General features: G+C 70.4%; 26 protein-coding genes. 17 read left to right on the top strand and 9 right to left on the bottom strand.

The window, feature by feature from the left end; genetic code table 11:
* Nucleotides 1–18: 18 nt before the first annotated feature.
* From ACZ6I3_RS10900 to ACZ6I3_RS10890, 3 genes are all read left to right on the top strand, one after another.
* Complete coding sequence (locus ACZ6I3_RS10900) at nt 19–1,254, top strand: LmeA family phospholipid-binding protein (RefSeq protein WP_469413620.1); 1,236 nt, start codon at nt 19–21, stop codon at nt 1,252–1,254.
* Nucleotides 1,255–1,414: 160 nt separating this feature from the next.
* Nucleotides 1,415–2,224 carry a hypothetical protein gene (locus ACZ6I3_RS10895; RefSeq protein ID WP_469413619.1) on the top strand — a complete coding sequence of 270 codons (810 nt, stop codon included), beginning with the start codon at nt 1,415–1,417 and terminating at the stop codon, nt 2,222–2,224.
* A gap of 161 nt (nt 2,225–2,385) precedes the next feature.
* The gene (locus tag ACZ6I3_RS10890; protein WP_469413618.1) at nt 2,386–3,420 is read left to right on the top strand and encodes a glycoside hydrolase family 5 protein; all 1,035 of its coding nucleotides are present in this window, start codon (nt 2,386–2,388) and stop codon (nt 3,418–3,420) included.
* A gap of 69 nt (nt 3,421–3,489) precedes the next feature.
* Here ACZ6I3_RS10890 and ACZ6I3_RS10885 read toward each other — a convergent pair whose 3' ends face one another.
* Nucleotides 3,490–5,553, bottom strand: a complete 2,064-nt coding sequence (locus ACZ6I3_RS10885; protein WP_469413616.1) for a pectinesterase family protein — start codon at nt 5,551–5,553, stop codon at nt 3,490–3,492.
* Nucleotides 5,554–5,780: 227 nt separating this feature from the next.
* Between ACZ6I3_RS10885 and ACZ6I3_RS10880 the strand changes: the two genes are divergently transcribed.
* Nucleotides 5,781–6,962: an alpha/beta hydrolase family protein gene (locus ACZ6I3_RS10880; RefSeq protein WP_469413614.1), complete on the top strand. Its 1,182-nt coding sequence runs from the start codon at nt 5,781–5,783 to the stop codon at nt 6,960–6,962.
* Between the two features lie 72 nt (nt 6,963–7,034).
* On the opposite strand, the gene ACZ6I3_RS10875 is transcribed toward ACZ6I3_RS10880, so the two are convergent.
* The 6 genes from ACZ6I3_RS10875 to ACZ6I3_RS10850 form a co-directional block, all read right to left on the bottom strand.
* The gene (locus ACZ6I3_RS10875; RefSeq protein WP_469413612.1) at nt 7,035–8,504 is read right to left on the bottom strand and encodes a sensor histidine kinase; all 1,470 of its coding nucleotides are present in this window, start codon (nt 8,502–8,504) and stop codon (nt 7,035–7,037) included.
* Nucleotides 8,501–9,238 (bottom strand): response regulator transcription factor, encoded by a 738-nt coding sequence (locus ACZ6I3_RS10870; protein ID WP_382834658.1) that lies wholly within the window; start codon nt 9,236–9,238, stop codon nt 8,501–8,503. Before ACZ6I3_RS10870 ends, ACZ6I3_RS10875 begins: the two co-directional genes overlap by 4 nt.
* Nucleotides 9,239–9,340: 102 nt before the next feature.
* Nucleotides 9,341–9,520: a hypothetical protein gene (locus ACZ6I3_RS10865; protein WP_469413611.1), complete on the bottom strand. Its 180-nt coding sequence runs from the start codon at nt 9,518–9,520 to the stop codon at nt 9,341–9,343.
* 28 nt (nt 9,521–9,548) lie between these two features.
* Complete coding sequence (locus ACZ6I3_RS10860) at nt 9,549–10,556, bottom strand: S1C family serine protease (RefSeq protein WP_469413609.1); 1,008 nt, start codon at nt 10,554–10,556, stop codon at nt 9,549–9,551.
* Between the two features lie 113 nt (nt 10,557–10,669).
* On the bottom strand, nt 10,670–11,692 hold the full coding sequence (locus tag ACZ6I3_RS10855; RefSeq protein ID WP_469413608.1) for a LacI family DNA-binding transcriptional regulator: 1,023 nt from the start codon (nt 11,690–11,692) through the stop codon (nt 10,670–10,672).
* 127 nt (nt 11,693–11,819) lie between these two features.
* Nucleotides 11,820–12,608 (bottom strand): winged helix-turn-helix transcriptional regulator, encoded by a 789-nt coding sequence (locus ACZ6I3_RS10850; RefSeq protein ID WP_469413606.1) that lies wholly within the window; start codon nt 12,606–12,608, stop codon nt 11,820–11,822.
* A 172-nt stretch (nt 12,609–12,780) separates the two neighbouring features.
* Between ACZ6I3_RS10850 and ACZ6I3_RS10845 the strand changes: the two genes are divergently transcribed.
* The 9 genes from ACZ6I3_RS10845 (at nt 12,781) to ACZ6I3_RS10805 (ending at nt 18,587) form a co-directional block, all read left to right on the top strand.
* Nucleotides 12,781–13,632 carry an alpha/beta hydrolase gene (locus tag ACZ6I3_RS10845; protein ID WP_469413604.1) on the top strand — a complete coding sequence of 284 codons (852 nt, stop codon included), beginning with the start codon at nt 12,781–12,783 and terminating at the stop codon, nt 13,630–13,632.
* A gap of 39 nt (nt 13,633–13,671) precedes the next feature.
* Nucleotides 13,672–13,926 carry a MoaD/ThiS family protein gene (locus tag ACZ6I3_RS10840; RefSeq protein ID WP_189729493.1) on the top strand — a complete coding sequence of 85 codons (255 nt, stop codon included), beginning with the start codon at nt 13,672–13,674 and terminating at the stop codon, nt 13,924–13,926.
* A gap of 2 nt (nt 13,927–13,928) precedes the next feature.
* Nucleotides 13,929–15,020, top strand: a complete 1,092-nt coding sequence (locus tag ACZ6I3_RS10835) for a hypothetical protein (RefSeq protein WP_469413603.1) — start codon at nt 13,929–13,931, stop codon at nt 15,018–15,020.
* A gap of 466 nt (nt 15,021–15,486) precedes the next feature.
* Nucleotides 15,487–16,224, top strand: a complete 738-nt coding sequence (locus ACZ6I3_RS10830) for an LmeA family phospholipid-binding protein (protein WP_469413601.1) — start codon at nt 15,487–15,489, stop codon at nt 16,222–16,224.
* Nucleotides 16,225–16,428: 204 nt separating this feature from the next.
* Nucleotides 16,429–16,509, top strand: a complete 81-nt coding sequence (locus tag ACZ6I3_RS10825) for a putative leader peptide (protein WP_350310325.1) — start codon at nt 16,429–16,431, stop codon at nt 16,507–16,509.
* A gap of 134 nt (nt 16,510–16,643) precedes the next feature.
* Nucleotides 16,644–17,489, top strand: coding sequence for a sulfurtransferase (locus tag ACZ6I3_RS10820; RefSeq protein ID WP_469413599.1), 846 nt, complete (start codon nt 16,644–16,646; stop codon nt 17,487–17,489).
* 41 nt (nt 17,490–17,530) lie between these two features.
* Nucleotides 17,531–17,818, top strand: a complete 288-nt coding sequence (locus ACZ6I3_RS10815) for a DUF1416 domain-containing protein (protein WP_003991226.1) — start codon at nt 17,531–17,533, stop codon at nt 17,816–17,818.
* 85 nt (nt 17,819–17,903) lie between these two features.
* On the top strand, nt 17,904–18,164 hold the full coding sequence (locus ACZ6I3_RS10810) for a DUF3099 domain-containing protein (protein WP_469413597.1): 261 nt from the start codon (nt 17,904–17,906) through the stop codon (nt 18,162–18,164).
* A 36-nt stretch (nt 18,165–18,200) separates the two neighbouring features.
* Nucleotides 18,201–18,587, top strand: a complete 387-nt coding sequence (locus ACZ6I3_RS10805) for a VOC family protein (protein WP_469413596.1) — start codon at nt 18,201–18,203, stop codon at nt 18,585–18,587.
* On the opposite strand, the gene ACZ6I3_RS10800 is transcribed toward ACZ6I3_RS10805, so the two are convergent.
* A complete protein-coding gene (locus ACZ6I3_RS10800) occupies nt 18,581–18,943 on the bottom strand; it encodes a DsrE family protein (RefSeq protein WP_469413594.1) in 363 nt (120 codons plus the stop codon). The two genes, ACZ6I3_RS10805 and ACZ6I3_RS10800, sit on opposite strands and share 7 nt — an antisense overlap.
* Before the next feature lie 216 nt (nt 18,944–19,159).
* Between ACZ6I3_RS10800 and ACZ6I3_RS10795 the strand changes: the two genes are divergently transcribed.
* Genes ACZ6I3_RS10795 through ygfZ form a run of 3 tightly spaced genes read left to right on the top strand, consistent with a single transcriptional unit; the run spans nt 19,160 to nt 21,164 of the window.
* A complete protein-coding gene (locus tag ACZ6I3_RS10795) occupies nt 19,160–19,735 on the top strand; it encodes a heme-binding beta-barrel domain-containing protein (protein ID WP_469413593.1) in 576 nt (191 codons plus the stop codon).
* Between the two features lie 15 nt (nt 19,736–19,750).
* On the top strand, nt 19,751–20,188 hold the full coding sequence (locus ACZ6I3_RS10790; protein ID WP_469413591.1) for a Fur family transcriptional regulator: 438 nt from the start codon (nt 19,751–19,753) through the stop codon (nt 20,186–20,188).
* A 10-nt stretch (nt 20,189–20,198) separates the two neighbouring features.
* Nucleotides 20,199–21,164: a CAF17-like 4Fe-4S cluster assembly/insertion protein YgfZ gene (gene ygfZ / locus ACZ6I3_RS10785; protein ID WP_469413590.1), complete on the top strand. Its 966-nt coding sequence runs from the start codon at nt 20,199–20,201 to the stop codon at nt 21,162–21,164.
* 34 nt (nt 21,165–21,198) lie between these two features.
* Here ygfZ and dtd read toward each other — a convergent pair whose 3' ends face one another.
* Nucleotides 21,199–21,624: a D-aminoacyl-tRNA deacylase gene (gene dtd, locus ACZ6I3_RS10780; protein ID WP_030242984.1), complete on the bottom strand. Its 426-nt coding sequence runs from the start codon at nt 21,622–21,624 to the stop codon at nt 21,199–21,201.
* A 212-nt stretch (nt 21,625–21,836) separates the two neighbouring features.
* On the opposite strand from dtd, the gene ACZ6I3_RS10775 reads away from it, so the two are divergent.
* Nucleotides 21,837–22,469, top strand: a complete 633-nt coding sequence (locus ACZ6I3_RS10775; RefSeq protein WP_469413589.1) for an RsiG family protein — start codon at nt 21,837–21,839, stop codon at nt 22,467–22,469.
* The last annotated feature ends 20 nt before the right edge of the window (nt 22,470–22,489 follow it).

Here is a 22,489-nt window from a genome sequence, read left to right as displayed (position 1 = left end):
GCATGGTCGGATGAGACGATGCGCACCCCCCACCGCATGGACACGCACCATCCCGACGACCGCTCCGAGCAGCCGCACAACCCCTACGACGAACTCGGCGCCCTCGACGACGGGCCTCTGGAGGCGACCCCTCTGCAGGACTTCCTCGGCGAGGACGCGGAGCAGCGCGACGAGCCGGAACAGGAGTGGTCGCCGCCCGATCACCGTCGCGGCGGCCGACGTCGAAAGAATCGTTTCGCCGGGCTGCCGCTCGCGGTGAAGGCGGTGGTGGGCCTGGTCGTTCTCGCCTCGTTCGCCGCGCTCGGTGACCGCTGGGCGGTGCTGTACGCCGAGCACAAGGCCGCGGGCACCCTCAAGGACCGCCTGGACCTGGCCGCCGCGCCCGAGGTGGAGATCGGCGGCTTCCCCTTCCTCACCCAGCTCGCCGACAAGCGGCTGGAGTCGGTGAAGGTGACCGTCCCGGACGTCGCCGCCGACCGGATCTCGCTGGCGAAGGTGTCGGCCACGGCCCATGACGTACGGCTGAACGCCGACGGTCTGACCTCTGTACGCGGCGCCGATGTTCCCCGCTTCGACGGGGACGTCATGCTGTCCTTCGAGGACCTCAACCGCGAACTCGGCGCCTCCCAGGTGACGTTCACCGGCGAGGGCCGCGACCGGGTGCGGGCGCGCGGCACTCTGCCGGTCGCCGGGCACAACCTGAAGCTGCGGGCCGAGGCCCGGATCCAGCGGCAGGGGGAGCGGGGCATCTCCACGGAGATCGGCGGCATGCGCCTGGACATCGGGGACCTGGCCACCTACCGCCCCGGCAAGCGCGCCTCGGAGGGACTGCATCTGACGCCCAAGGCGTCCGCCGACCTGGCCCGGGAGACGCAGAAGGCCAAGGCGCTGCTGTCGGTCCCGGCGATCGTGCAGCGCATGGGTGTGCCCGAGGCGACCGTGGACGAGGCCCTGGCCGACGACGGCAAGCTCGCCGAGCTGACCGGCTCCCCGCGCTTCGCCCGCCAGGCCGAACGCCTCAACCTCATCGACCTCGCCCTGAACAACCCCGAGGTGCTCAAGCGCCTGGGCCTCGACCCCGACCTCCTCGGCGAGCTGTCGAGCCTGACCCGCCCGGTCCTGGCCGACCGCCTCGCGCTGGCGTTCGAGCTGCCGAAGCCGGAGCAGGGGAACGTGAAGCTGGAGGACGTACGGGTCGAGGAGGACGGCATCAAGGTGCGGCTGTCGGGCTCGGGGCTGTCGGTGGGCGGCTGAGCCTCGCCGGGGCCGGGGCCGGGGCTCGACCCTGCCCGCGCCCCGAGGGCCTTTCGCGCAGCGCGTTGTGCCCGGAAGTCTGGCCCCCGGGCGCTGTCCGTACTCCGTGATCTCCGGGAGGCTGGGCCGGGCGCACCGGACCGAGATGAGGATGATGCGGATGCACAGGCACGGCAGGTCCCCGGAATCCGAGGCGGACGCACGGGCCGGACACCCCCACCGGCCCCTGCTCAAGCCTCATGAGGACGGCCCCCAGGCGGCCCGGCTGGCAGCCGGCGGGCAGCTCACACCGGACGCGGCGATGTCCCTCCAGCGCACCGCCGGGAACGCCGCCTTCGTCGCCGTGCAGCGCATGCCCCAGGGCGGCAACGGCGAAGGCCCGGCCGAGGAGAAGCCCATGGACGGGCTGAGCCGGTTGCGCAGGGCCAACGAGCGGGCGGGGAAGCGCGGTCAAGGGGCGCCCGTGTACGGCCCCGGGCAGAGCCCCTTCGGTCCGTACACGGTGAACAAGGGCCGAGGGGCCGGCCCGTACATCACGTCGAACAAGAAGACCCAGCACCCGGGCAGCGAGGACCTCGGGACCACGTACAACGAGCTGGTCAGGGCGCTCGACGCCGAGCACCTGCCGGTGGTCTCGGCGGCGGCGCGCGGCGAGGAACCGGACCAGGACATCGTCAGCACCATGAGTGCGACGCAGCGACGGGCCGCCGCCATGCTCTACGGGGTCATGACGGAGTCCGAGGAGCGCCGGTTCCCCGGGGCGGGCAAGGCCATGCGCGGTGCCCTGACGAAGCAGGGCGACCCGTACCACGAGGCGGAGGAGTTCGACGAGGACTTCCCGATGGCCAAGGAGAAGGGCGCGCAGTACTACCGGGAGGTGCTGGCCGGGAAGAAGCAGCTCTCGGACAAGGCTCGCAAGAACCTGGAGGACATGTCCTCGTCGTCCTCGGACGGAGAGAAGTCCTCCTGAGGCCGGCCACTGGAACTCAAGCACCGCCCGGGGTCGCTCCCTGGGTGAAACTTTGTGTGCAGATGTGTTGACCTCTGTTCGAGTCTCCTTCTAGTTTCGTGCTCCACTGAGCGGTCCGACTGCGGGCTGCTCGCCTTCGCACATGCTCAGAAGGGGATGTCGTGTCTCAAAAGAACCATCGCGGGACAGCTTGCGTGGGGGCGCTGCTGGCCTGCGTCACGGCATTCGGCGGAGCGCTCGCCTCCCCCGCCGCCGCCTCACCCGCCCACCGCCCCGCCACGCCGCCGCCGGTCAGCGACTTCAAGGGCGTCAACTGGGCCGACCCGCGCGACAACTACGCCGACGACGCGGTCGTGCCCTCGGGCCTGTCCACCACCGACAGCTACGCCACCACCTACGCCAAGTCGAAGGCGATCGTCACCGGCTTCTCCAAGCTCGGCGCCAATACGGTCCGTCTCCCGGTCAACCCGACCTCGGTGAACGGCCCGTTCTGGACGTCGTACCGGGCCGCGATCGACGCCGCCACCGCCAAGGGCTTCAAGGTCATCCTGGGCTACTGGGAGGCCGACAACGCCAAGGACGGCAAGATCGACGACCAGGCCACCTGGGACCGCATGTGGGCGCGGATCACCACCTCCTACGCCCACAACTCCAAGGTGTACTTCGAGCCGATGAACGAACCGTTCGGCTACACCGCCACGGAGTGGACCGACATCGCCGCGAAGTGGGTGAACACCCACCGCTTCATACCCCGCGACCGGATCCTCATCGGCGGCTACAAGTACAGCGAGGACGTCAAGCCGGTCTGCGCCGACCCGCGCCTCAAGGGCACGCGCCTCGCCCTGCACAACTACGGCTTCTGGCACACCGACTGGACCAGCGTCGACCAGTGGAAGGCGGACTTCAAGTCGCGCATCGGCGACTGCGCCTCGCGCACGATCCTCGACGAGTTCGGCGCCTCCATGACCACCGGCCTGGACTACAACGGCCCGGTGGGCACCTCCAACGAGATCGCCTACATCCAGGCCGCGACCGACACCATCCGGGAGCTGGGCCTCGGCTCGGTCTACTGGCCCGGCCTGCGCAACGGCGACACGTACTCCCTCACCACGCTCCAGGGCACGGGCACCAAGCTCAGCCTGAAGGTGAACAACCAGAGCGGCCTCGACCGCCTGCACCACGCCTGGAAGAAGTAGGTCGCTCCCGAGGCATGGTGGCCCTTCCGGGTCCGGCGCCGCTTGTCAGCCGGACCCGGAAGGGAGTTCTCAGGACGCCGAGGGCGTCCAGCCCGCGAGCCAGTCCGCGACCTCCTGGCCGGCGGCCTGCGCGTCGGTGAGGTGGGGCCGGTTGCTGCCCGCGCTGCCCGCCCCCGCACCGGAGTTCTTGTACTCCGCGAACCGGTCGTCCTTCCACGAGAAGCCGCTCATGTCGGTCCACGGCGTGGACTTCACCGCCGCACTGAGGCTGGTGTTGCGGACCGTGGTCTGCGGATCGAGCGACGCGTCCCCACCCGCGTGCCAGGGCCGCCCGAGATAGAAGCTCCCGCTCGCCACATCCCCGCTCACCGTGGAGTTGGCGATCAGGATGCCCTTGCGGTTGGCGGCGGTGCTCGGCGCCGTGACGTAACCGGCGGACGTCCCGTCCCAGCGCTTCTTCAGCGTGATGACGGACTTGTCGACGACGGCCGTCGCCCGTCCGAAGACGAAGTCGACGTTGCCGGTGACGTAGGAATTACCGACGTAGACCCGCCCGAGCTTGTCCTTGGCGGCGGTGTCGAGCAGCAGCGTGTCCTGGTCGCCGTTGACGATGATCCCGTCCAGGAACACCTTGTCGGCGGCGGTCCGCAGCGCGACGGCCTGATGCCCGCTGAGGCTCTGGTTGGCCTTCTCGTCGAAGTCGTTGGAGATGGTCAGGTTCCGGGCCTGGAAGTCGTCGGCCTCGACGGCGACGGTGGCGCTCCCGCCGGTGCCGTACGTACCGCCGCCGGGCTTGGGCGTACCGGCCGCGTTGTTGTAGACGATGGTCGTGTCCTTGCGGCTGCCGCCGGTCCCCTGGATCGTGACGTGCGGCTTGTTGGACGGCACCTTCACGAGCTCCCGGTACGTCCCCGGTTTCACGGCGATGACGACACGGGCGGGATTGTTCGCCGGTACGGCGTTCACGGCGGCCTGCACGGTCCGGTACTGCCCGCTGCCGTCGGCGGCGACCGTGAGGGTGGTCGCGGCGGCGGCCTTGGTGGAGGCGGCCGTCGTACCGATGGAGGAGCGGGGCCCGACTCCGGACCTGAGGATGGCGGGGATGTCGGCGGCCTGATCGAGGCTGTAGGGGTAGTAGGCCTTCGGATCGAAGGCGCTCCCGCCGCTCTCGTTCCTTCCACTGGTCCCGGAGAAGACGCTCCCGCGCTGCACGATCGCGGCGCCGCTGTCCTTGATGACGGGGTTCTTGACGCCCTGGAAGTAGGAGTTCTCCAGGACCATCTTCGTCGCGCCGCGCGAGTAGTTGCCGTACGACGACTTGATGGCGGTGCCCGAGGCGTCCTCGAGGAAGTTGTTGTAGAGGTGCGCGTGCGCGGCGTTGTCCGTGGACGGATTACGCTGCTCGGTCTCGCGGATCCAGTTGTGGTGGATCGTGATGTCGGTCTTGACGTTCTCGGTCCAGCCGATGCCGAAGGTCTTGTTGTTGTCGCTCAGCTTGTTCCAGGAGACGGTGACGTTCGTCGAGTCCTTGCGGACGTCGATGAGCCCGTCGGCCATGTGCCGCAGATCGTTGTGATCGATCCAGACGTGATGGGCGCCGTCCATCTGGACGGCGTCGAAGTCGTGGTCCTTGTCGTTCCAGATGCCCTGGTAGGCATCCCGGATGGTCAAGTTCCGGATGATCACGTTGTGCACGCCGGACCCGAGGAAGAACCCACCGCCGACGATGTGCCCGGCGGTCCCCTGACCCACGATGGTCTTGTCGGACCGCACCTTGATCTCTTTGCCGACCGGGTTCATGTTGATGGTCCCGGCGACGACGATGACGTACGGCTCGGCGGCGGTGGCGTACTTCTCCAGCTCGGCCTGCGTCTTCACCGTGACGGTCTTGCCGTCCCGCCCGCCGTACGTCCCGTTCTGCCCGAGGGTGTTGACGGAGGCGAACCCGTCGGCGGTGTCGGCCGCCCAGGCCGGTGCGGCGGCGGAGGCCTCCCGGCCGCTGCCGCCGAGCACGCCGAGGTCGTTGCCGTAGGCGAGGGCACCGGCGGCGGTCAGGGCCAGGGGGAGCGTGACGGCCAGGGCGGTGCGGCTTCTGCGGTGACGATGACGGGCCTTGCTGCGCGGCTCACTCATACGGCGATCCGATCCGTGTGGGGGAATGACCACTGACCAGTCGCCGCCCCGCACGGAAAGGTTGCCGGTGTCGCCACCGCGGCTGACCGCGACGCGCACGACGTCTCTCGCCCTCATCCGTGTGATACCGGGGTCTGACGGGATCCGCCGACAGGGGTATCACGGGTATCGCCAAGTCCCCCTGGAGCCGGACGTGTTGCGGAGTTTCGGGGCCTAGCTTCGACTGCATGATTCCCAGACATCGCAGAGCCACTGTGGCCACTCTGCTCACCCTGGCCCTGGCTGCGCCGCTTGTGGGCGCCACACCGGCCGCCTCCGTCGACGCCGCGCAGAGCGCGCCCCAAGTCCCGTACAGCAGTGGGTTGGAACTACCGTCCCTCACCGGTCCGTACCCTGTGGGCCGCCACACCCTGCACCTGGTCGACCGGAACCGCACCGATCCATGGGTGCCGACGGCCGGTAGCCGGGAGCTGATGGTGACGGTGTCCTACCCGGCACGCTCGGCGAGTGGATCACCGGCGGCGTACATGACCGACGAGGAGGCGCAGCTCCTCCTGGAAGCGAGGGGACTCGGCGGCGTCGTGCCCCGCGAAACGGTTGCCGGGGCGCGTACCCATGCGTACGTGGGCACTCGCCCGGCTCCGGGGCGTTTCCCCCTGGTGCTGCTCTCCCCGGGATTCTCGATGCCGCGCACCACACTCACCTCGATCGCCGACGATCTCGCGAGTCGCGGCTACGTGGTCGCCTTGGTGGACCACGCGTACGAATCCGTCGGCACTGTCTTCCCCGGGGGCCGGATGCTGACCTGTGTGGCCTGCGAGCGGGACGACACTCCGCAGGAGCGGGCGGCTGTCGTGCGCGGCCGGGCCAAGGACATGTCCTTCGTGATCAGCGAGCTGACCAATGGCCGACGGGCCGGGGCGCTGTCCCATGTGATCGACCCGAGCCGGATCGGAATCGGCGGGCATTCGATCGGCGGTGCGACCGCGGCGGCGACCATGGCCGCCGACCGTCGTGTGCGGGCGGGGGTCGACCTGGACGGCAACTTCTCTCTGCACTCTGCCGCGGCAAGGCTCGGCGGGCGCCCGTTCATGATGCTCGGCGCCGAGTCCACCCACAGCCCCAACAGCCCGAAAACCGACTGGCCGGCGGCGTGGGAACACCTGAACGGCTGGAAACGCTGGCTGACCGTGGCCGGCGCTGGACACTTCTCCTTCACGGATATGCCGTATCTGGCCGGGCAGTTGGGAGTGTCGGACCCCGCCATACCGCTGTCCGGAGAACGCGGGTGGCGCATAACCCGCGACTACGTGTCAGCCTTCTTCGACCTTCACCTGCGGGGCATGTCGCAGCCGCTCCTCGACGGCCCCACGGCCACGCATCCTGAGGTCGTGTTCCAGCAGCCGTGACCTGGCGCCCGGTCATGGTGCTGCGACCGCGTGCGTTCGCCGGGGTGTTCACGCCGCGGTTTCGAGGGGGCGTCAGGCCGAGGGGGGAGGGCCGTCCGGCGGTGGTACCGACGCCCCCGGCAGCCGCACCGTAGCCACCGTGCCGCCCCCCTCGGCGTGGGACAGCGACACCTCGCCGCCCGCCTGCTGCACCGTGCGGGCCACGATGGACAGGCCCAGCCCGGAGCCCGGCAGGGCCCTCGCGCTCGGGGAGCGCCAGAAGCGGTCGAAGACGTGGGGGAGTTCGTCGGCGGGGATGCCCGGGCCGTGGTCGCGGACCGTGAGGGTGCCTGCGGCGAGGCGGACCTCGATCGTGCCGGCCTCCGGGCTGAACTTCACCGCGTTGTCGAGGATGTTGACCACCGCCCGCTCCAGGGCGGAGGGTTCCGCTCGCACGAACCAGGGCCGTACGTCCGCCGTGATCCGCAGCTCCGGGCCCCGCAGTCGCGCACGCCGTAGCGCCGACTCGACCGTGTCGTGCCAGGCGACGATCTGGGTACGGCCCGAGTGCTGGCCCGTGTCCGGGCGGGAGAGTTCCTGGAGGTCGCCGATGAGTGCGGCCAGTTCCGTCATCTGGGCCTTCACCGAGGCGAGCAGGGCCTTGCGGTCGGCCTCGGGGATGGGGCGGCCCGTCTCCTCGCTTCGGGTGAGGAGTTCGATGTTGGTGCGGAGCGAGGTGAGGGGGGTGCGGAGTTCGTGGCCGGCGTCCGCGATGAGCTGTTGCTGGAGTTCTCGGGAGCTCGCCAGGGCCGAGGTCATCGAGTTGAACGAGCGGGAGAGGCGCGCCACCTCGTCGTCGCTGTCTTCGTCCACCGGGATGCGGACGTCCAGGTCCTCCGTGCGGGCCACATGCTCGACCGCTTCGGTGAGTTTGTCGACCGGGCGCAGGCCCGCCCTGGCGACCGTGAGGCCGGCCGCTCCCGCGCCGAACACCCCTACACCCGAGACCAGCAGCAGAATCAGCGCCAGTTCGTTGAGCGTGGACTCCGTTCCCTTGAGGGGGACGGCGATGACCAGCGCGTAGTCGGCGGCCACGCCCTGCTCGAACGGGCCGTTCTTGACGAACACGGCCGTGGTCATGACGCGTACCGAATTGCCGTCGCTGTCGGTGCCGTTGCGCAGCTGGGCAACTTCTGGGTCGGGGCTCTTCGCCACGTCCTTGTCGCCGCTCGTCACGTTCACCTGGGGCATGAGGCTGCTGAAGCGGCAGACCTTGCCGTCGGTCCTGACCACCTGCGCGTAGGTCTGCGGCCGCGGCGCTCCCCCGAGCGTGTTGGAGGGGTTCTGGGGGCACGTCTTCGTCAGCGCGTCGAACTCGTCCGCCTGAATCGTGCGGAACGACGACCGCAGGTCATCGTCCACCTGGTCGTACAACTTCCCCTGCACGATGAACCAGCACGTCACCGACACCGCCGCCACCGCGAACGCCACCGCCGCCGCCACCAGCAGCGCCAGTCGGGACCGGATCGGCAGGGAGCGGAACCGGCGTACGACCTTGTTCACTCCGCGCCGCCCGCCCGCAGTGCGTAGCCGACACCCCGCACCGTGTGGACGAGGCGCGGTTCGCCGCCCGCCTCGGTCTTGCGGCGCAGGTACATGACGTAGACGTCGAGGGAGTTCGACGACGGCTCGAAGTCGAAGCCCCAGACCGCCTTCAGGATCTGCTCCCGCGTGAGGACCTGGCGCGGGTGGGCCATGAACATCTCCAGGAGCGTGAACTCCGTACGGGTCAGCTCCACCTGGCGGCCCGCCCGGGTGACCTCGCGCGTCGCGAGGTCCATGCGCAGATCCGCGAAGGTGAGGGCGTCCTCGTCGGCCGGGTTGCCCGCGCCCACGGCCGCCGCGTAGGAGCTGCGGCGCAGCAGGGCGCGGATGCGGGCGAAGAGTTCGTCCAGCTCGAAGGGCTTGACCAGGTAGTCGTCGGCGCCCGCGTCGAGGCCCGTGACCCGGTCGCCGACGGTGTCGCGGGCCGTGAGCATCAGGATGGGCGTCGTGTCGCCGGTGGCGCGGATGCGGCGCGCTGCCGTCAGGCCGTCCATGCGGGGCATCTGGATGTCGAGGACGACCAGGTCCGGACGGTACGCCGCGGCCTTCACCAGCGCGTCCGCGCCGTCGACGGCGACCTCGGTCCCGTAGCCCTCGAAGGCGAGACTGCGCTGAAGTGCTTCGCGTACCGCCGGCTCGTCGTCGACGATCAGGATGCGCTGGGGGTCACGGTCGCCGTCTGCGGGGCTCATGGGCTCGGGGTCCTCGGGTGTGAAGGGGAGGGCGGGGCGGGGCCGGGCTGTCTGACGTTCTCAGCCTCGCATGACCGCGTGCGGTGCCGGGAGGAAGGAGCGTCAGGCCCGTGCGGTGCGGCGTCGGGCGGCTGCCCGGCCCGCCCGCCGGGCCGCCTTGGCCGCCGACGCCACCTCCGGTGCCCGTCCCGTCGGCGCGTGCAGTTCGTACGCCACCGCCAGGGCCAGCCCGACCCCGGCCGGATCGCCGCCCGGCTCCGTGTGCTCGACCTGCTGGATCATCGCCCTGCTCCTCATTCCGTGCACAAGCTCATTCCGTGGAACCGGCCCGCAGCGTGGCGAGGTCGGCCTTGACGGTGTTGATCGGGATTGCGAAGCCCAGGCCCACGCTGCCCGCGGCCGCGGAGGAGGACGCGCCCGCCGCCGAGTACATCGCGGAGTTGATCCCGATGATGTTGCCGTTCATGTCGATCAGCGCGCCGCCGGAGTTGCCCGGGTTGAGGGACGCGTCGGTCTGGAGCGCCTTGTACGTCGTCGTGTCCGAGCCGGTGTCGCCGTTGAACTCCCGGCCGCCGAACTCGAACGGCCACTCGCCGCCCTGCTGTCCCTGTCCCTGTCCCTGCCCCTGCTCCTGGCCCTGGCTCTCGTCCGTGGAGACCGTGACGTCCCGGTCGAGGGCGGAGATGATGCCGCTGGTGACGGTGCCGGTCAGGCCCTCGGGGGAGCCGATCGCCACGACCTGGTCGCCGACCCCCACCCCGGCCGAGTCGCCGAGCGTCGCGGTCTTCAGGCCGGAGGCGTTCTCCAGCTTGATCAGCGCCAGGTCCTTCTTGCTGTCGGTGCCGACGATCTTGGCGGTGTAGGACTTGCCGTCGTTGGTCGTCACCTTGATCTGCGAGGCACCGGCGACCACGTGGTTGTTGGTGATGATCTCGCCGTCGCCCGTGATGATCACCCCGGAGCCGGTGGAGGACCCGGCGTTGGAATCGGCGCTGATCTCGACGATGCTCGGGCTGACCGCCTTGGCGACCCCGGAGACCGTGCCCTTCTGGCTGGACGGCACCACGTTGGTGCTGGTGGAGCTGGAGGTGACGGTGTCGTTGCCGGTCAGCTCCTGGATGCCGTAGGCGGTGCCGCCGCCTATCGCCGCGGCGACGATCGCCACGGCGGCGAGCAGGGCGACGGGGCCGCGGCGGCGCTTCTTCGGAGCGTGCGGAGCGGGAGCCGGGGCGTGCGGAGCCGGGGCGTGCGGCGGCGGAGGCGGCCACTCCGGGTTCACGGGAGAGGATCCATGCTGGGAGTACATGCTCTCGGTCATGTCTCAGAGCTTGTCGCCCGACCATGAGAGCTTCCTGAGTGCTCCCTGAGAAGCCCGGCAGAACCTCGTATGCCCGATATAAAGGCGCCCCGCCGCTGCTCAGCCGCCGGCGGCTACGCGCAGCCGCAGGACTGCCGCGTCACCAACCTGGACGGGAACACCTTCAGCCGCTCCCGGCGCGCCCCCGCGACCCGCAGGCCGTCGTCGAGGACGAGGTCCACCGCCGCGCGGGCCATCGCCGGGCGGTCGGAGGCGATAGTCGTCAGGGGCGGGTCGGTCAGCGCCGCCTCCTTGATGTCGTCGAACCCGGCCACCGCCAGCTCGCCGGGCACGTCGATCCGCAGCTCACGCGCCGCCCGCAGCAGGCCGATCGCCTGGTCGTCGGTCGAGCAGAAGATCGCGGGCGGGCGCTCGGGGCCGGAGAGGATCTTCAGGGCGGCCTGGTAGGCGTCGTAGCGGTTGTAGAGGGCCTCGAAGAGACGGCCCTCCGTGGAGATCCCGGCCTCGGCCATCGCACGGCGCCAGCCCTCGACGTGGTCGGAGACCGGGTCGCCGACCACGGGCGTCTCCGCGATGCCGCCCATACAGGCGACGTACTCGTGCCCGTGCTCCAGCAGGTGCCGTACGGCGAGTTCGGCGCCGTCGAGGTCGTCGGTGACGACGGCGACGTCGTCGATGGACTCGGGCCGCTCGTGCAGCAGCACGACCCGGGCGTCCCAGGCCTCGATCTCGGCCGCCGCCAGGTCGTTGAGCGCGTGGCTGACGAGGATGAGCCCCGAGACGCGCATGCCGAGGAAGGCCCGCAGATAGTGGACCTCGCGCTCGCCGATGTAGTCGGAGTTCCCGACGAGCACCATCTTTCCGCGCTCGGACGCGGCCTGTTCGACCGCGTGCGCCATCTCCCCGAAGAAGGGCTGGCGCGCGTCCGGCACGATCAGGCCTATGAGATCCGTACGCCGGGACGCCATGGCCTGGGCCACGCGGTCGGGCCGGTACCCCAGTTCCTTGATCGCGGCGAGTACACGCTCGCGCGTGGCCGGGGCGACCGGCCGGGGTCCGTTGTTGATGACATAGCTGACCACGGCAGTGGAAGTCCCTGCCAGCCGCGCCACATCATCCCGAGTCACCTTGGCCACGCGCGGAGTCTACGCGGATATACCTGCTCTGGGCAGGGCGTAAAGGAGGTTCCGTACGATATCCCGACCGCCGTCCGGAGACGCCCTCGCGAAAAGCGATGCCCAGGTGGGCACCGCGATACGCCTCTTACGCCTTGGCGCGTGCCTCGGCGGCCTCCAGGGCGGCCGACTTGTCCGCGCTGTCCTGCTTTGCCTGGGCGGCTTTCGCCTTCGCCTCCTCGGCGGCGCGCTCCATCTTGTCCGGCTTCTCCGGCGTAACGAATCGATAACCGACGTTCCGGACGGTGCCGATCAGCGACTCGTGCTCCGGCCCGAGCTTGGCGCGCAGCCGCCGTACGTGCACGTCGACCGTGCGCGTGCCGCCGAAGTAGTCGTAGCCCCACACCTCCTGCAGCAGCTGGGCGCGGGTGAAGACGCGGCCGGGGTGCTGGGCGAGGTACTTCAGGAGCTCGAACTCCTTGAAGGTGAGGTCGAGGACGCGGCCCTTGAGCTTGGCGGAGTACGTCGCCTCGTCGACCGACAGGTCGCCGTTGCGGATCTCCATCGGGGAGTCGTCGCTGACGATCTGCTGGCGTCCCATGGACAGCCGCAGCCGGGCCTCGACCTCCGCCGGGCCGGCGGTGTCGAGCAGGACGTCGTCGATGCCCCAGTCGGCGGTGACGGCGGCGAGACCGCCCTCGGTGACGACGAGGATCAGTGGACAGCCCGGGCCGGTCGACCGGAGCAGCTGGCACAGGCTGCGGACCTGCGGCAGATCGCGCCGGCCGTCGACGAGGATGACATCGGCACCCGGGGTGTCGACGAGGGCGGGCCCCTCCGCGGGGGCCACTCGCACGCTGTGCAGAAGCAGGCCGAGGGCGGGGAGCACCTCCGTCGACGGCTGGAGGGCGTTGGTCAGGAGCAGCAGAGAACTCATACGTCTGGTTCCTCCTCGGTCCCTGCGAGGACGTCTGTTGGCAGCAGCACCGCTCTGCGATCCCGAAGGCCCGTACACCTGCGGTTTCCCGCTTCGTATACAACGCTTCCGAAAGCACAAAAGGACCCGGGGGCAACGCTGCCCGAGTCCTCTGCCCAGCAGAATAGCCCACATGAGCTCTGGTCGGGCAGGTCATGTGGCGCGTTCCACCGTTCGTCCGAACTCCGAGACGGACTCCAGAACGCCTGTGCGGGCTCCGATTCGGACCTTCTTGCGGACGTCCGACGGCGTGACGATCGACGCCGTATACGACCCGGGTACCGCCGTATACGACGCCTCCGGGACGCCTTCCGCTCATCCCGTGTTCGTCGTGGCCCATGGCTTCACCGGTGCCGTGGACCGGCCGCACGTGCGGCGGGTGGCCGAGGCGTTCGCCCGGCACGGGGCCGTCGTCACCTTCTCCTTCCGGGGCCACGGGGCGTCCGGCGGGCGGTCCACGGTCGGGGACCGGGAGGTGCTCGACCTGGCGGTGGCCGTGCGGTGGGCCCGGGAACTCGGGCACGCGCGCGTGGCGACGGTGGGGTTCTCCATGGGCGGCTCGGTGGTGCTGCGGTACGCGGCGCTGTACGAGGCGGGCACGGACGCGGTGGTGTCCGTCAGCGCGCCCGCCCGCTGGTACTACCGGGGGACGGCACCCATGCGCCGGCTGCACTGGCTGGTGACGCGGCCCGAGGGACGGGTGGTGAGCCGGTACGGCTTCGGTACGCGCATCCACCACCGGGACTGGGACCCGGTCCCCCTCTCCCCGGTGGAGGCGGCGGCGAGGATCGCGCCCACGCCCCTGCTGATCGTGCACGGCGACGCCGACGGCTACTTCCCGCTCGACCACCCCCGCATGCTGGCCGCTGCCGCCGGTGACCAGGGCGAACTGTGGCTGGAGCCGGACATGGGGCATGCCGAGCACGCCGCGAGCGACGCGTTGCTGGGGCGCATCGGGGAATGGGCCGTCGGCCGGGCGGGCTAGCCTGACGGAGTTCACCGTCGAGTTTCATTGAGGAAGCAGATGCCAAAGGTCACGGTGCGCTACTGGGCCGCCGCCAAGGCCGCGGCCGGGGTGGCCGAGGAGCCGTACGAGGCGGTCACGCTCGCCGAGGCGCTCGACGGGGTGCGCGGGCGACACCCCGGCGAACTCGAGCGGGTCCTGCGGCGATGCTCGTTCCTCGTCGACGGTGACCCCGTGGGCACCCGCGGACATGAGACGGTACGGCTGGCCGACGGCGGCACGGTCGAGGTGCTCCCGCCGTTCGCAGGAGGATGACGATGAGCAACCAGCCGCACGAGGGCTACGACCCTTACGGGCAGCAGCAGCAGCCGCCGCAGCAGCAGGCGTGGCCCGGGCAGCAGCCGTACGACGATCCGTACGCCGCCCAGCAGCACCAGCAGCACCAGCAGTACCCCCAGCACCCCCAGAACGCGCAGTACACGCAGCAGTGGCAGGGGCAGACCTGGGAGACGCAGACGCACCAGCCGGTGACGCCTGCGGCGGAGGAGACGGCCTATCTGCCCCCGCAGGCGTACGCGGCTCCCGCCCCCGAGGCGGTCCCCGACACTCCCGCTCCCGATTCCGGGTACGGCCCCGCCACCGTCGGCGGGAACACCCGCGTCACGGACGCGCAGCGGGCGCGGGCGGAGGGGCGGTCGCCGGTCATCGAGCCGGGGATGCAGCCGGCCGCGCTGACGGCACTGCTCGGGCTGCTGCTGGCGGGCGCCGCGGCCGTCGGCGCGTACGCGCTCCTGGTGCCGCTCGTCGCCCTCCAGGCCGTCACCGCGGCGGGCTGGTTCCGGCTGAACGGCATGTGGCCGGCGCGGCAGGGCATCGCGCTGGGCTTCGCGGGGGCGCTGGCCGCGGACGCGGCGCTGCTGGTGTCGGGCCGCTCGCCGTCGGCGATCCTGGGCACGCTCGGGGTCTGGGTGCTGCTCTCCCTCGTCATGCAACTGCGCTCGCACGCCGACCCCGACGAGCGGATGTACGGCCTGATGGCGACGGTCGCGGCGGCGGCGCTGGCGATCGTCGCGGGCGGCTATCTCGCGGCCGACGCGGACGCGGTGACGGTGGGTGCGATCGCGGTGGCCGTCGCGGTCCTGGCCCGCGCCCTGCCGCTGCCGACCCCGGCGTCCGTGGTGGTGGCGCTGCTCGCGGCGGCGGGAGCGGGCGTCGCGGCCGGCGCGATGACGGGCATCGGCACGCCGGGTGCCCTGCTGGGGGCGGGCGCGGGCGCCTGCGCCCTGATCGGCCACCGGGTCGCCAGCTACGACTACCCGTCCCGCTTCGTCCACTTCACAGCGGGAGTGGCCCTGCCTCTGGCCGCCGCGGCACCTGCGGTGTACCTGTTGGGGCGGGCGCTGGCCTAGCGCCTCCCGCCGGGGGTGGGTCGGGGCCGCGCCGGGGGGTGTCCGTCCTCGGAACGTCGCGATGGGGTCGGGCGCCGACTGACTGTTCGTTGACGCGACAACCGCTGCGGGCGGACACCCCCCGACACGTCCCCTTCTCGCCGTGCGCGGGTGCGGGCCGTCCCGGCTGACGCCGCCAGTCCCGCTGCGGGCATGCGTGCCGCTGGGGGCGGCACGGGTGGGCGCAGCGGCACCCCGCCACGCCGGGCTGCGCACCCACCCCGCCCCAGCACCGACGCCGCGCACCCCGCCACGCCGAGCTGCGCACCCACCCACCCGGGCCCCCGCACCAACGCCGAGTCCCTGTCACAGATGATCGACAAATCCCGGGCGCTCACATCCCACGGAGTTACCCTCACGCTTGGGCGGCCACCCGGTCGTCAGGGACCGGACCGCCGTCCAACCGCCGAGGTGGGGGAAACACCGTATGCGCGCACTGCGAATACTGCTGATCGTCGTCGTGATCCTGGGCGGGCTCTTCGTGATCGCCGACCGTGTCGCGGTGAACTTCGCCGAGGACGAGGCCGCAGACCGGCTGAAGACGACGGAGAACCTCTCGGCGACCCCCGATGTCTCCATCAAGGGCTTCCCGTTCCTCACCCAGGTCGCCGGCGGTTCCCTGGACGACATCGAGGTCGGCATCCAGGACTACGAGGCCGCCGCGGGCAACGGCGCCCAGAAGATCCGGATCGACGACCTCAAGGCCGACATGCAGGGCGTCGAGTTCTCCGGCGACTACAGCTCCGCCACGGCCACCAGCGCCACCGGCACCGCGACCATCGCCTACGACGAACTGCTGAAGACGGCGAAGTCCGAACCGACCCAGGTCGCCCCGGGCGTCACCGCCAACGTCGTCGGCCTCTCCGACGGCGGCAACGGCAAGATCAAGGTCACCGTCGAGGCCACCGTCCTCGGCACCAAGCTGCCCGAGCCCGTCTCGGTGCTCAGCTCGGTGACGGTGGTGGACGGCGAGGTGCGGGTGAAGGCCGACGGCCTGCCCAAGTTCGGCGGCGTCGACATCGCCGAGAACCGGGTCCGGGCGATCACCGACTTCCAGCAGAAGATCGACGGCCTGCCCGGCGGCATCCAACTGGACAAGGTCCAGGCGGCGCCGAACGGCGTGGAGATCACGGTGAAGGGTTCCAACGTCCGACTCGCCGGGTAGGCAAGGCGCGAGGCGGCGCCGACCAGGGCTGTCCGATGGGCGAGACGGCGGAGTCCGTAGCGTAGATGTGATGGCGAATACAGATGGCCGGATGCCGTGCGGGAGGCGCGCGGGCGGGTCGCTGATCCCATATGGCGGATCTTCTCGTCTCACTATGCGACACACCGGTGACACGCGTGCCCGACCGTCCCTACGATCGACAGCATGAAGCGACAGGCGGATCTCACGAAGCGGCGGGCAGTAGACCTGTGCCGCGTCGCCGCCATGCTCTGTCGCACCTTCTGAGCGACCGCGTCGGCCTGCTCCGACGCGCGCATCCCCGCCGCCCTGGATCAAGGGCACCCGTGCGCCGCCCTCGTCAGGGCGCGCGCCCGCATATCTCGCACGCCCCGCCGTAACTGCCCCGGAGGAGAAAGAGCATGAGCCGCAGCGACGTCCTGGTAGACGCCGACTGGCTTCAGGAGCACCTGGACGACTCGAGCATCGCGATCGTCGAGGTGGACGAGGACACGTCCGCGTACGAGAAGAACCACATCAAGAACGCGATCCGCATCGACTGGACCAAGGACCTCCAGGACCCGGTGCGCCGTGACTTCGTCACGCAGGAGGGCTTCGAGAAGCTCCTGTCGGACAAGGGCATCGGCAACGACCACACGGTGGTCCTGTACGGCGGCAACAACAACTGGTTCGCCTCGTACGCGTACTGGTACTTCAAGCTGTACGGCCACGACAACGTCAAGCTCCTCGACGGCGGCCGCAAGAAGTGGGAACTCGACGCCCGCGAGCTCGTCGCCGGCGACGAGGTGCCCGAGCGCCCGAAGACGGACTACAAGGCCAAGGCCCAGAACACGGCCATCCGCGCCTTCCGTGACGACGTCGTGGCGGCCATCGGTTCGCAGAACCTGGTCGACGTGCGTTCGCCCGACGAGTTCTCCGGCAAGCTGCTCGCCCCGGCCCACCTGCCGCAGGAGCAGTCCCAGCGCCCCGGCCACGTGCCGAGCGCCCGGAACATCCCGTGGTCCAAGAACGCCAACGACGACGGCACCTTCAAGTCGGACGACGAGCTCAAGGAGCTCTACGCCGAGGAGAGCGTCGACCTGGCCAAGGACACCATCGCCTACTGCCGCATCGGTGAGCGCTCCGCGCTGACCTGGTTCGTGCTGCACGAGCTGCTCGGTGTGGAGAACGTCAAGAACTACGACGGCTCCTGGACCGAGTACGGCTCCCTGGTGGGCGTGCCGATCGAGCTCGGCGCCAACAAGTAAAGAACCGGACCGACCTTTCCAGACCTCTTCAGGAGTACGACATGTGTGGTGCGAAGGCCGGCGGCCCCGACGCCTCGACGATCAAGCCCGGTGAGACCACGATCCAGGGTCAGGTGACCAAGGACGGCGAGCCCGTGGTGGGCTACGTCCGTCTGCTGGACTCGACCGGCGAGTTCACGGCCGAGGTGCCGACCTCGGCGACCGGACAGTTCCGCTTCTACGCGGCCGAGGGCACCTGGACCGTTCGTGCCCTCGTGCCCGGCGCCACCGCCGACCGCACGGTCGTCGCCCAGCAGGGCGGACTGGCGGAGGTCGCGATCGCCGTCTGACGGCGACAGGTCATCGAGGGCCGCACCCCCCGGGTTGGACGCCTGGGGTGCGGCCCTTCGGGCTGCCCGGATCTACGCTGGAGGTATGTACGCACGACGGCGGCGCACGTACTTCCTGATGATGGGCGGCTGCATCGCCCTCTTCGTCCTGGCCTGGGGTGTCGTACGTCTCTGGTCGATCCCCGTGGCCGTCGGCATGTGCGTCGTGGCCATGGTCATCCCGCCCGTCGCCGCGATGGTCGCGAACCGCCGGGGCCCCGACGACCGCTGGTGGGACGACCCGTCCGGGGATCCCCAGTCCGACGAGTGGTGGGACGAGCTGGACGGCAAGAAGCGGCCGAGGTGACGGTGTCTTCGCGCATGCGGCGGGTATCCCGGCCCCATGCGACTGACAGCGGCGACTCTGGACGCGCCGGATGCCCGCGTGCTGGCGGACTTCTATCTGCGGCTGCTGCCCGGCTGGCGGGTGTGGCGCGGGGAGGACTGGCAGGACTGGGTGCACATCCGGCCGCCCGACGGCGGTACGGGACTGTCCTTCCAGACCGAGCCCGTCTACCGGCCGCCCGTCTGGCCGGGCGCTCGGGACCGGCAGCAGATGATGATCCACCTCGACATCGAGGTCGACGACCTGGAGCGCGAGACCGCGCGGGCCGTCGCCGAGGGCGCACGGCTCGCCGAGGTCCAGCCGCAGGCCGGTGTCCGGGTGCTCCTGGACCCGGCGGGCCACCCGTTCTGCCTCCACACGGACGCGTCCGCGCAGGGTCAGTAGACGAGCGCCTGCGTCCCGTCCGCCATGGCCTCCTGGACGAAGACCTGCGCGCCCGCGATGCGGACCCCCTCGATGACGTCCTTCTCCGTGATCTCGCGGCGGGCCGCGCACTGCGTGCACAGCGTGACGCGGCCGGCCGCCAGGATCGAGTCGAGCAGGTCGGGCAGCGGGGCCGCGTGCGGGAGGTCGAAGTCGGCGGCCCTGCCGGGCAGGGCGAACCAGGCGGACTCACCGGTCAGCCACAGGGAGACCTCGACGCCGCTGGCGACGGCGACCGCCGCCACCGTGAACGCCTGCGAGCACCGCTCGGGGGCGTCGGCCCCCGCCGTCACCTTGATCACCAGCTTCTTCGCCATAGCCGGAAGCGTAGTCCGGAATCGAAGTGCCGAAGGCGCCCGCGTAAGCTGGCCTCGGCCCTGTGCACCCATTCGCACCCCGCTCAAGGAGCACCCCGTGGAGCTTTTCTTCGAAATCCTGTTGGTCCTGGTCGCCGTCGGCGTCCTCGCCTTCGCCGGACTGACCGTGAAGAAGCTGTACCAGGGCCAGCGCTGACCCCCGTCTAGGAAGTTCCCATGATCGAGATCCCGTCCGACCTTCACAAGGACCTCGTCCCGCTCGTCTTCCTGCTCGGCGACTGGGCGGGTGCCGGTGTGCACGACTTCCCCGGCTCCGAGAAGTGCAACTTCGGGCAGGAGGTCACCTTCACCCACGACGGCCGGGACTTCCTGGAGTACCACTCCCACTCCTGGGTGCTGGACAACGACGGCAACAAGGTCCGTCCCCTGGAGTCCGAGCACGGCTTCTGGCGTATCGACGCGAACCGCAAGGTCGAGGTGACGATGACCCGCGACGACGGCGTCATCGAGATCTGGTACGGCGAGCTGGCCGACCAGAAGCCCCAGATCGACCTGGTCACCGACGCCGTCGCCCGCACGGCCGCCTCCCAGCCGTACACCGGCGGCAAGCGGCTCTACGGCTACGTCAAGAGCGACCTGATGTGGGTCGGTGAGAAGCAGACCCCCGAGGTCGAACTGCGCCCCTACATGTCCGCCCATCTGAAGAAGGTCGTCAGCCCGGAAGACGTCGAGCGCTGGGCCAAGGCCCTGCCCGACGACATGCCGGACGACGGCATCGCCTTCTTCAAGTAGTTCTAGACTCGAGGTGTGGTGAGCACCGACTGGAAGAGCGATCTGCGGCAGCGCGGCTACCGGCTGACCCCGCAGCGGCAACTCGTGCTCGAAGCCGTGGACACCCTGGAGCACGCGACCCCCGACGACATCCTCGTGGAAGTGCGGAAGACGGCGTCGGGGGTCAACGTCTCCACGGTCTACCGGACCCTGGAGCTCCTGGAGGAGCTCGGGCTGGTCAGCCACGCGCATCTGGGACACGGGGCGCCGACGTACCACCTCGCGGACCGGCACCACCACCTCCACCTGGTCTGCCGTGACTGCCAGAACGTCATCGAGGCGGACGTCTCCGTGGCCGCCGAGTTCACCGGCAAGCTGCGGCAGACGTTCGGCTTCGACACCGACATGAAGCACTTCGCGATCTTCGGCCGGTGCCAGGACTGCGCGCTCAAGGCTTCAACTACCGAGTCGTAGGCTTACGTATATGAAGAGCCCCCTGCTGACCCTGCCCGGCGCCGTCCCCGCCGAGGGCGTGGACGAAGGCGTCGCCGCCCACTACGGCGACCTGTTCCGCGAGCAGCGTGCCCTCGCCGACGGCACCGGTTTCGTGGACCTCTCGCACCGGGGGGTCGTCGCCGTCACCGGCGAGGACCGGCTGGCCTGGCTGCACCTGCTGCTCACCCAGCACATGAGCGACCTTCCCGCGGGCCGGGCCACCGAGGCGCTGATCCTCTCCGCGAACGGCCACATCGAGCACGCCCTGTATCTCGTCGACGACGGCGAGACGGTCTGGGCCCATGTCGAGCCGGGCACCCAGGACGCGCTGATCGCGTACCTGGAGTCGATGAAGTTCTTCTACCGGGTCGAGGTCGCCGACCGCACGGCCGACACCGCCGTGCTCCACCTGCCGGCCGGCTCCATCGCCGAGGTGCCGCAGGGCGTCGCCGTACGGGAGACGCCGCACGGCCGGGACCTGTTCCTGCCGCGCGCCGACCTGGAGGCGTTCGCAGGGCAGGCCGGACCGGCGGCCGGGATCCTGGCCTACGAGGCGCTGCGCGTGGAGCAGCACCGGCCCCGGCTCGGTTTCGAGACCGACCACCGCACCATCCCGCACGAGCTGGGCTGGATCGGCTCGGCGGTGCATCTGCAGAAGGGCTGCTACCGGGGGCAGGAGACGGTTGCCCGCGTGCAGAACCTGGGCAAGCCGCCGCGCCGGCTGGTCTTCCTGCACCTGGACGGCAGCGAGGTCCATCTGCCGGTGGCCGGGACGGAGATCCGGCTCGCGGACGACGGGCCCGACGGCCGGAAGATCGGCTTCATCACGACCTCCGTACGCCACCACGAGCTGGGCCCGGTCGCCCTCGCGCTGGTGAAGCGGAACGTGGCCGTGGACGCCCGGCTGGTGGCCGGGGACACGGCCGCGGCCCAGGAAGTCGTCGTCGCGCCGTAAGTCTTGTGCCCTTAGGACTTGTAGACCTTTCGGGTCAGATTTCGATCTGCACGGTGAACGGGCCGTCGTTCGTCAGTGATACACGCATGGCCGCCCCGAAACGGCCCGTGGCCACCGTCGCGCCCAGGGAGCGCAGCTGGGCCACCACCTCGTCGACGAGCGGCTCGGCCACATCGCCGGGGGCCGCGGCGTTCCAGGTGGGGCGGCGGCCCTTGCGGGCGTCTCCGTAGAGGGTGAACTGGCTGATCACCAGGAGCGGGGCGTCGATGTCGCTGCACGACTTCTCGTCGTGCAGCATGCGGATCGACCACAGTTTGCGGGCCAGCTGGGCCGCCTTCTCCTTGGTGTCCTCGTGCGTGACACCGACCAGGACGCACAGCCCCTCGCCCTCGATCGCGCCCACGGTCTCGCCGTCCACGACGACGCTCGCGCCGTCCACCCTCTGCACCACTGCTCGCATACGTCCATCATGCAGGGCGGTGAACGTCACGCCGCGGGTGGTGCGCACATGGCACGAACGGGTGGTTTGCACCGGGCACCAACGGGCCGCTCCCGACCGTATTTTGCTGCTTAACCGCCCATCTGGGGTCTATCGGGGGCACTCGTTCCCATAGCGGCCACTTGGGGTGGCACGATGCATGCACACACCGGTCGAGGGGACGGTTGAGGCACATGAGCACATCAAGCACCGGGCAGCAGTCGGGGGCTGTCTGGTCGACGTACACGGGGATCGGCGCGACGGAGTACCACCGGCCGCCCACCCAGCGCACGGACAGCCCGCGGCTGCCCTCGGACGCTCCCGAGCCCGATCAGACCGCGCTGAGCCTGACCGAGCTGCGCACAGCGCGCCGCGAGGCCCAGCGTGACGAGGCCGACCTCAGCTACGTACGGCGGCTGCTGCAGGGGCGGATCGACATCCTGCGCGCGGAGCTGGCACGGCGTACACCGGCGGACGCGGCCGCCGTCCCCGCACCCGCGGAGACGTCCGTCGTCGAGCGGCTGGCGGAGATCCTGCGGGACGCCCCGGCCCGGCACCGCTCCTCCGCCCGCCACGTGACCCTGGGCACCCCGCAGGGCGAGGAGTCCCGGCGGCTGGCCGCGGAGATGCTCGGCGAGGTCGAGCTGTCCGACCTGGACGCACGCACGGACCTGGAGCTGAACACGGCGATGGGCCGGCTCGTGCGCTACGAGCAGCAGGTCTCCCGACGCCGCCAGCGGCTCCAGCGCACGGCCGACGAGTGCAGCACGGAGATCGCCCGCCGCTACCGCGAAGGGGAGGCGCAGGTCGACGACCTGCTCGTCTGAGCCACTCCCGGACAGGGGGA

Source organism: Streptomyces sp. NPDC041940 (genome assembly GCF_055589465.1).
This window is presented reverse-complemented; position numbering and strand designations above follow the sequence as displayed.

What these genes read in the sequence shown, in the direction of transcription:
- ACZ6I3_RS10845 (WP_469413604.1), top strand. Translation starts at nt 12,781, where the DNA reads ATGAGCTCTGGTCGGGCAGGTCATGTGGCGCGTTCCACCGTTCGTCCG.
- ACZ6I3_RS10850 (WP_469413606.1), bottom strand. Translation starts at nt 12,608, where the DNA reads ATGAGTTCTCTGCTGCTCCTGACCAACGCCCTCCAGCCGTCGACGGAG.
- ygfZ (WP_469413590.1), top strand. Translation starts at nt 20,199, where the DNA reads ATGAAGAGCCCCCTGCTGACCCTGCCCGGCGCCGTCCCCGCCGAGGGC.
- ACZ6I3_RS10865 (WP_469413611.1), bottom strand. Translation starts at nt 9,520, where the DNA reads ATGATCCAGCAGGTCGAGCACACGGAGCCGGGCGGCGATCCGGCCGGG.
- ACZ6I3_RS10805 (WP_469413596.1), top strand. Translation starts at nt 18,201, where the DNA reads ATGCGACTGACAGCGGCGACTCTGGACGCGCCGGATGCCCGCGTGCTG.
- ACZ6I3_RS10815 (WP_003991226.1), top strand. Translation starts at nt 17,531, where the DNA reads ATGTGTGGTGCGAAGGCCGGCGGCCCCGACGCCTCGACGATCAAGCCC.
- dtd (WP_030242984.1), bottom strand. Translation starts at nt 21,624, where the DNA reads ATGCGAGCAGTGGTGCAGAGGGTGGACGGCGCGAGCGTCGTCGTGGAC.
- ACZ6I3_RS10870 (WP_382834658.1), bottom strand. Translation starts at nt 9,238, where the DNA reads ATGAGCCCCGCAGACGGCGACCGTGACCCCCAGCGCATCCTGATCGTC.
- ACZ6I3_RS10795 (WP_469413593.1), top strand. Translation starts at nt 19,160, where the DNA reads ATGATCGAGATCCCGTCCGACCTTCACAAGGACCTCGTCCCGCTCGTC.
- ACZ6I3_RS10840 (WP_189729493.1), top strand. Translation starts at nt 13,672, where the DNA reads ATGCCAAAGGTCACGGTGCGCTACTGGGCCGCCGCCAAGGCCGCGGCC.
- ACZ6I3_RS10820 (WP_469413599.1), top strand. Translation starts at nt 16,644, where the DNA reads ATGAGCCGCAGCGACGTCCTGGTAGACGCCGACTGGCTTCAGGAGCAC.
- ACZ6I3_RS10800 (WP_469413594.1), bottom strand. Translation starts at nt 18,943, where the DNA reads ATGGCGAAGAAGCTGGTGATCAAGGTGACGGCGGGGGCCGACGCCCCC.
- ACZ6I3_RS10830 (WP_469413601.1), top strand. Translation starts at nt 15,487, where the DNA reads ATGCGCGCACTGCGAATACTGCTGATCGTCGTCGTGATCCTGGGCGGG.
- ACZ6I3_RS10860 (WP_469413609.1), bottom strand. Translation starts at nt 10,556, where the DNA reads ATGACCGAGAGCATGTACTCCCAGCATGGATCCTCTCCCGTGAACCCG.
- ACZ6I3_RS10835 (WP_469413603.1), top strand. Translation starts at nt 13,929, where the DNA reads ATGAGCAACCAGCCGCACGAGGGCTACGACCCTTACGGGCAGCAGCAG.
- ACZ6I3_RS10885 (WP_469413616.1), bottom strand. Translation starts at nt 5,553, where the DNA reads ATGAGTGAGCCGCGCAGCAAGGCCCGTCATCGTCACCGCAGAAGCCGC.
- ACZ6I3_RS10895 (WP_469413619.1), top strand. Translation starts at nt 1,415, where the DNA reads ATGCACAGGCACGGCAGGTCCCCGGAATCCGAGGCGGACGCACGGGCC.
- ACZ6I3_RS10775 (WP_469413589.1), top strand. Translation starts at nt 21,837, where the DNA reads ATGAGCACATCAAGCACCGGGCAGCAGTCGGGGGCTGTCTGGTCGACG.
- ACZ6I3_RS10880 (WP_469413614.1), top strand. Translation starts at nt 5,781, where the DNA reads ATGATTCCCAGACATCGCAGAGCCACTGTGGCCACTCTGCTCACCCTG.
- ACZ6I3_RS10810 (WP_469413597.1), top strand. Translation starts at nt 17,904, where the DNA reads ATGTACGCACGACGGCGGCGCACGTACTTCCTGATGATGGGCGGCTGC.
- ACZ6I3_RS10825 (WP_350310325.1), top strand. Translation starts at nt 16,429, where the DNA reads ATGAAGCGACAGGCGGATCTCACGAAGCGGCGGGCAGTAGACCTGTGC.
- ACZ6I3_RS10900 (WP_469413620.1), top strand. Translation starts at nt 19, where the DNA reads ATGCGCACCCCCCACCGCATGGACACGCACCATCCCGACGACCGCTCC.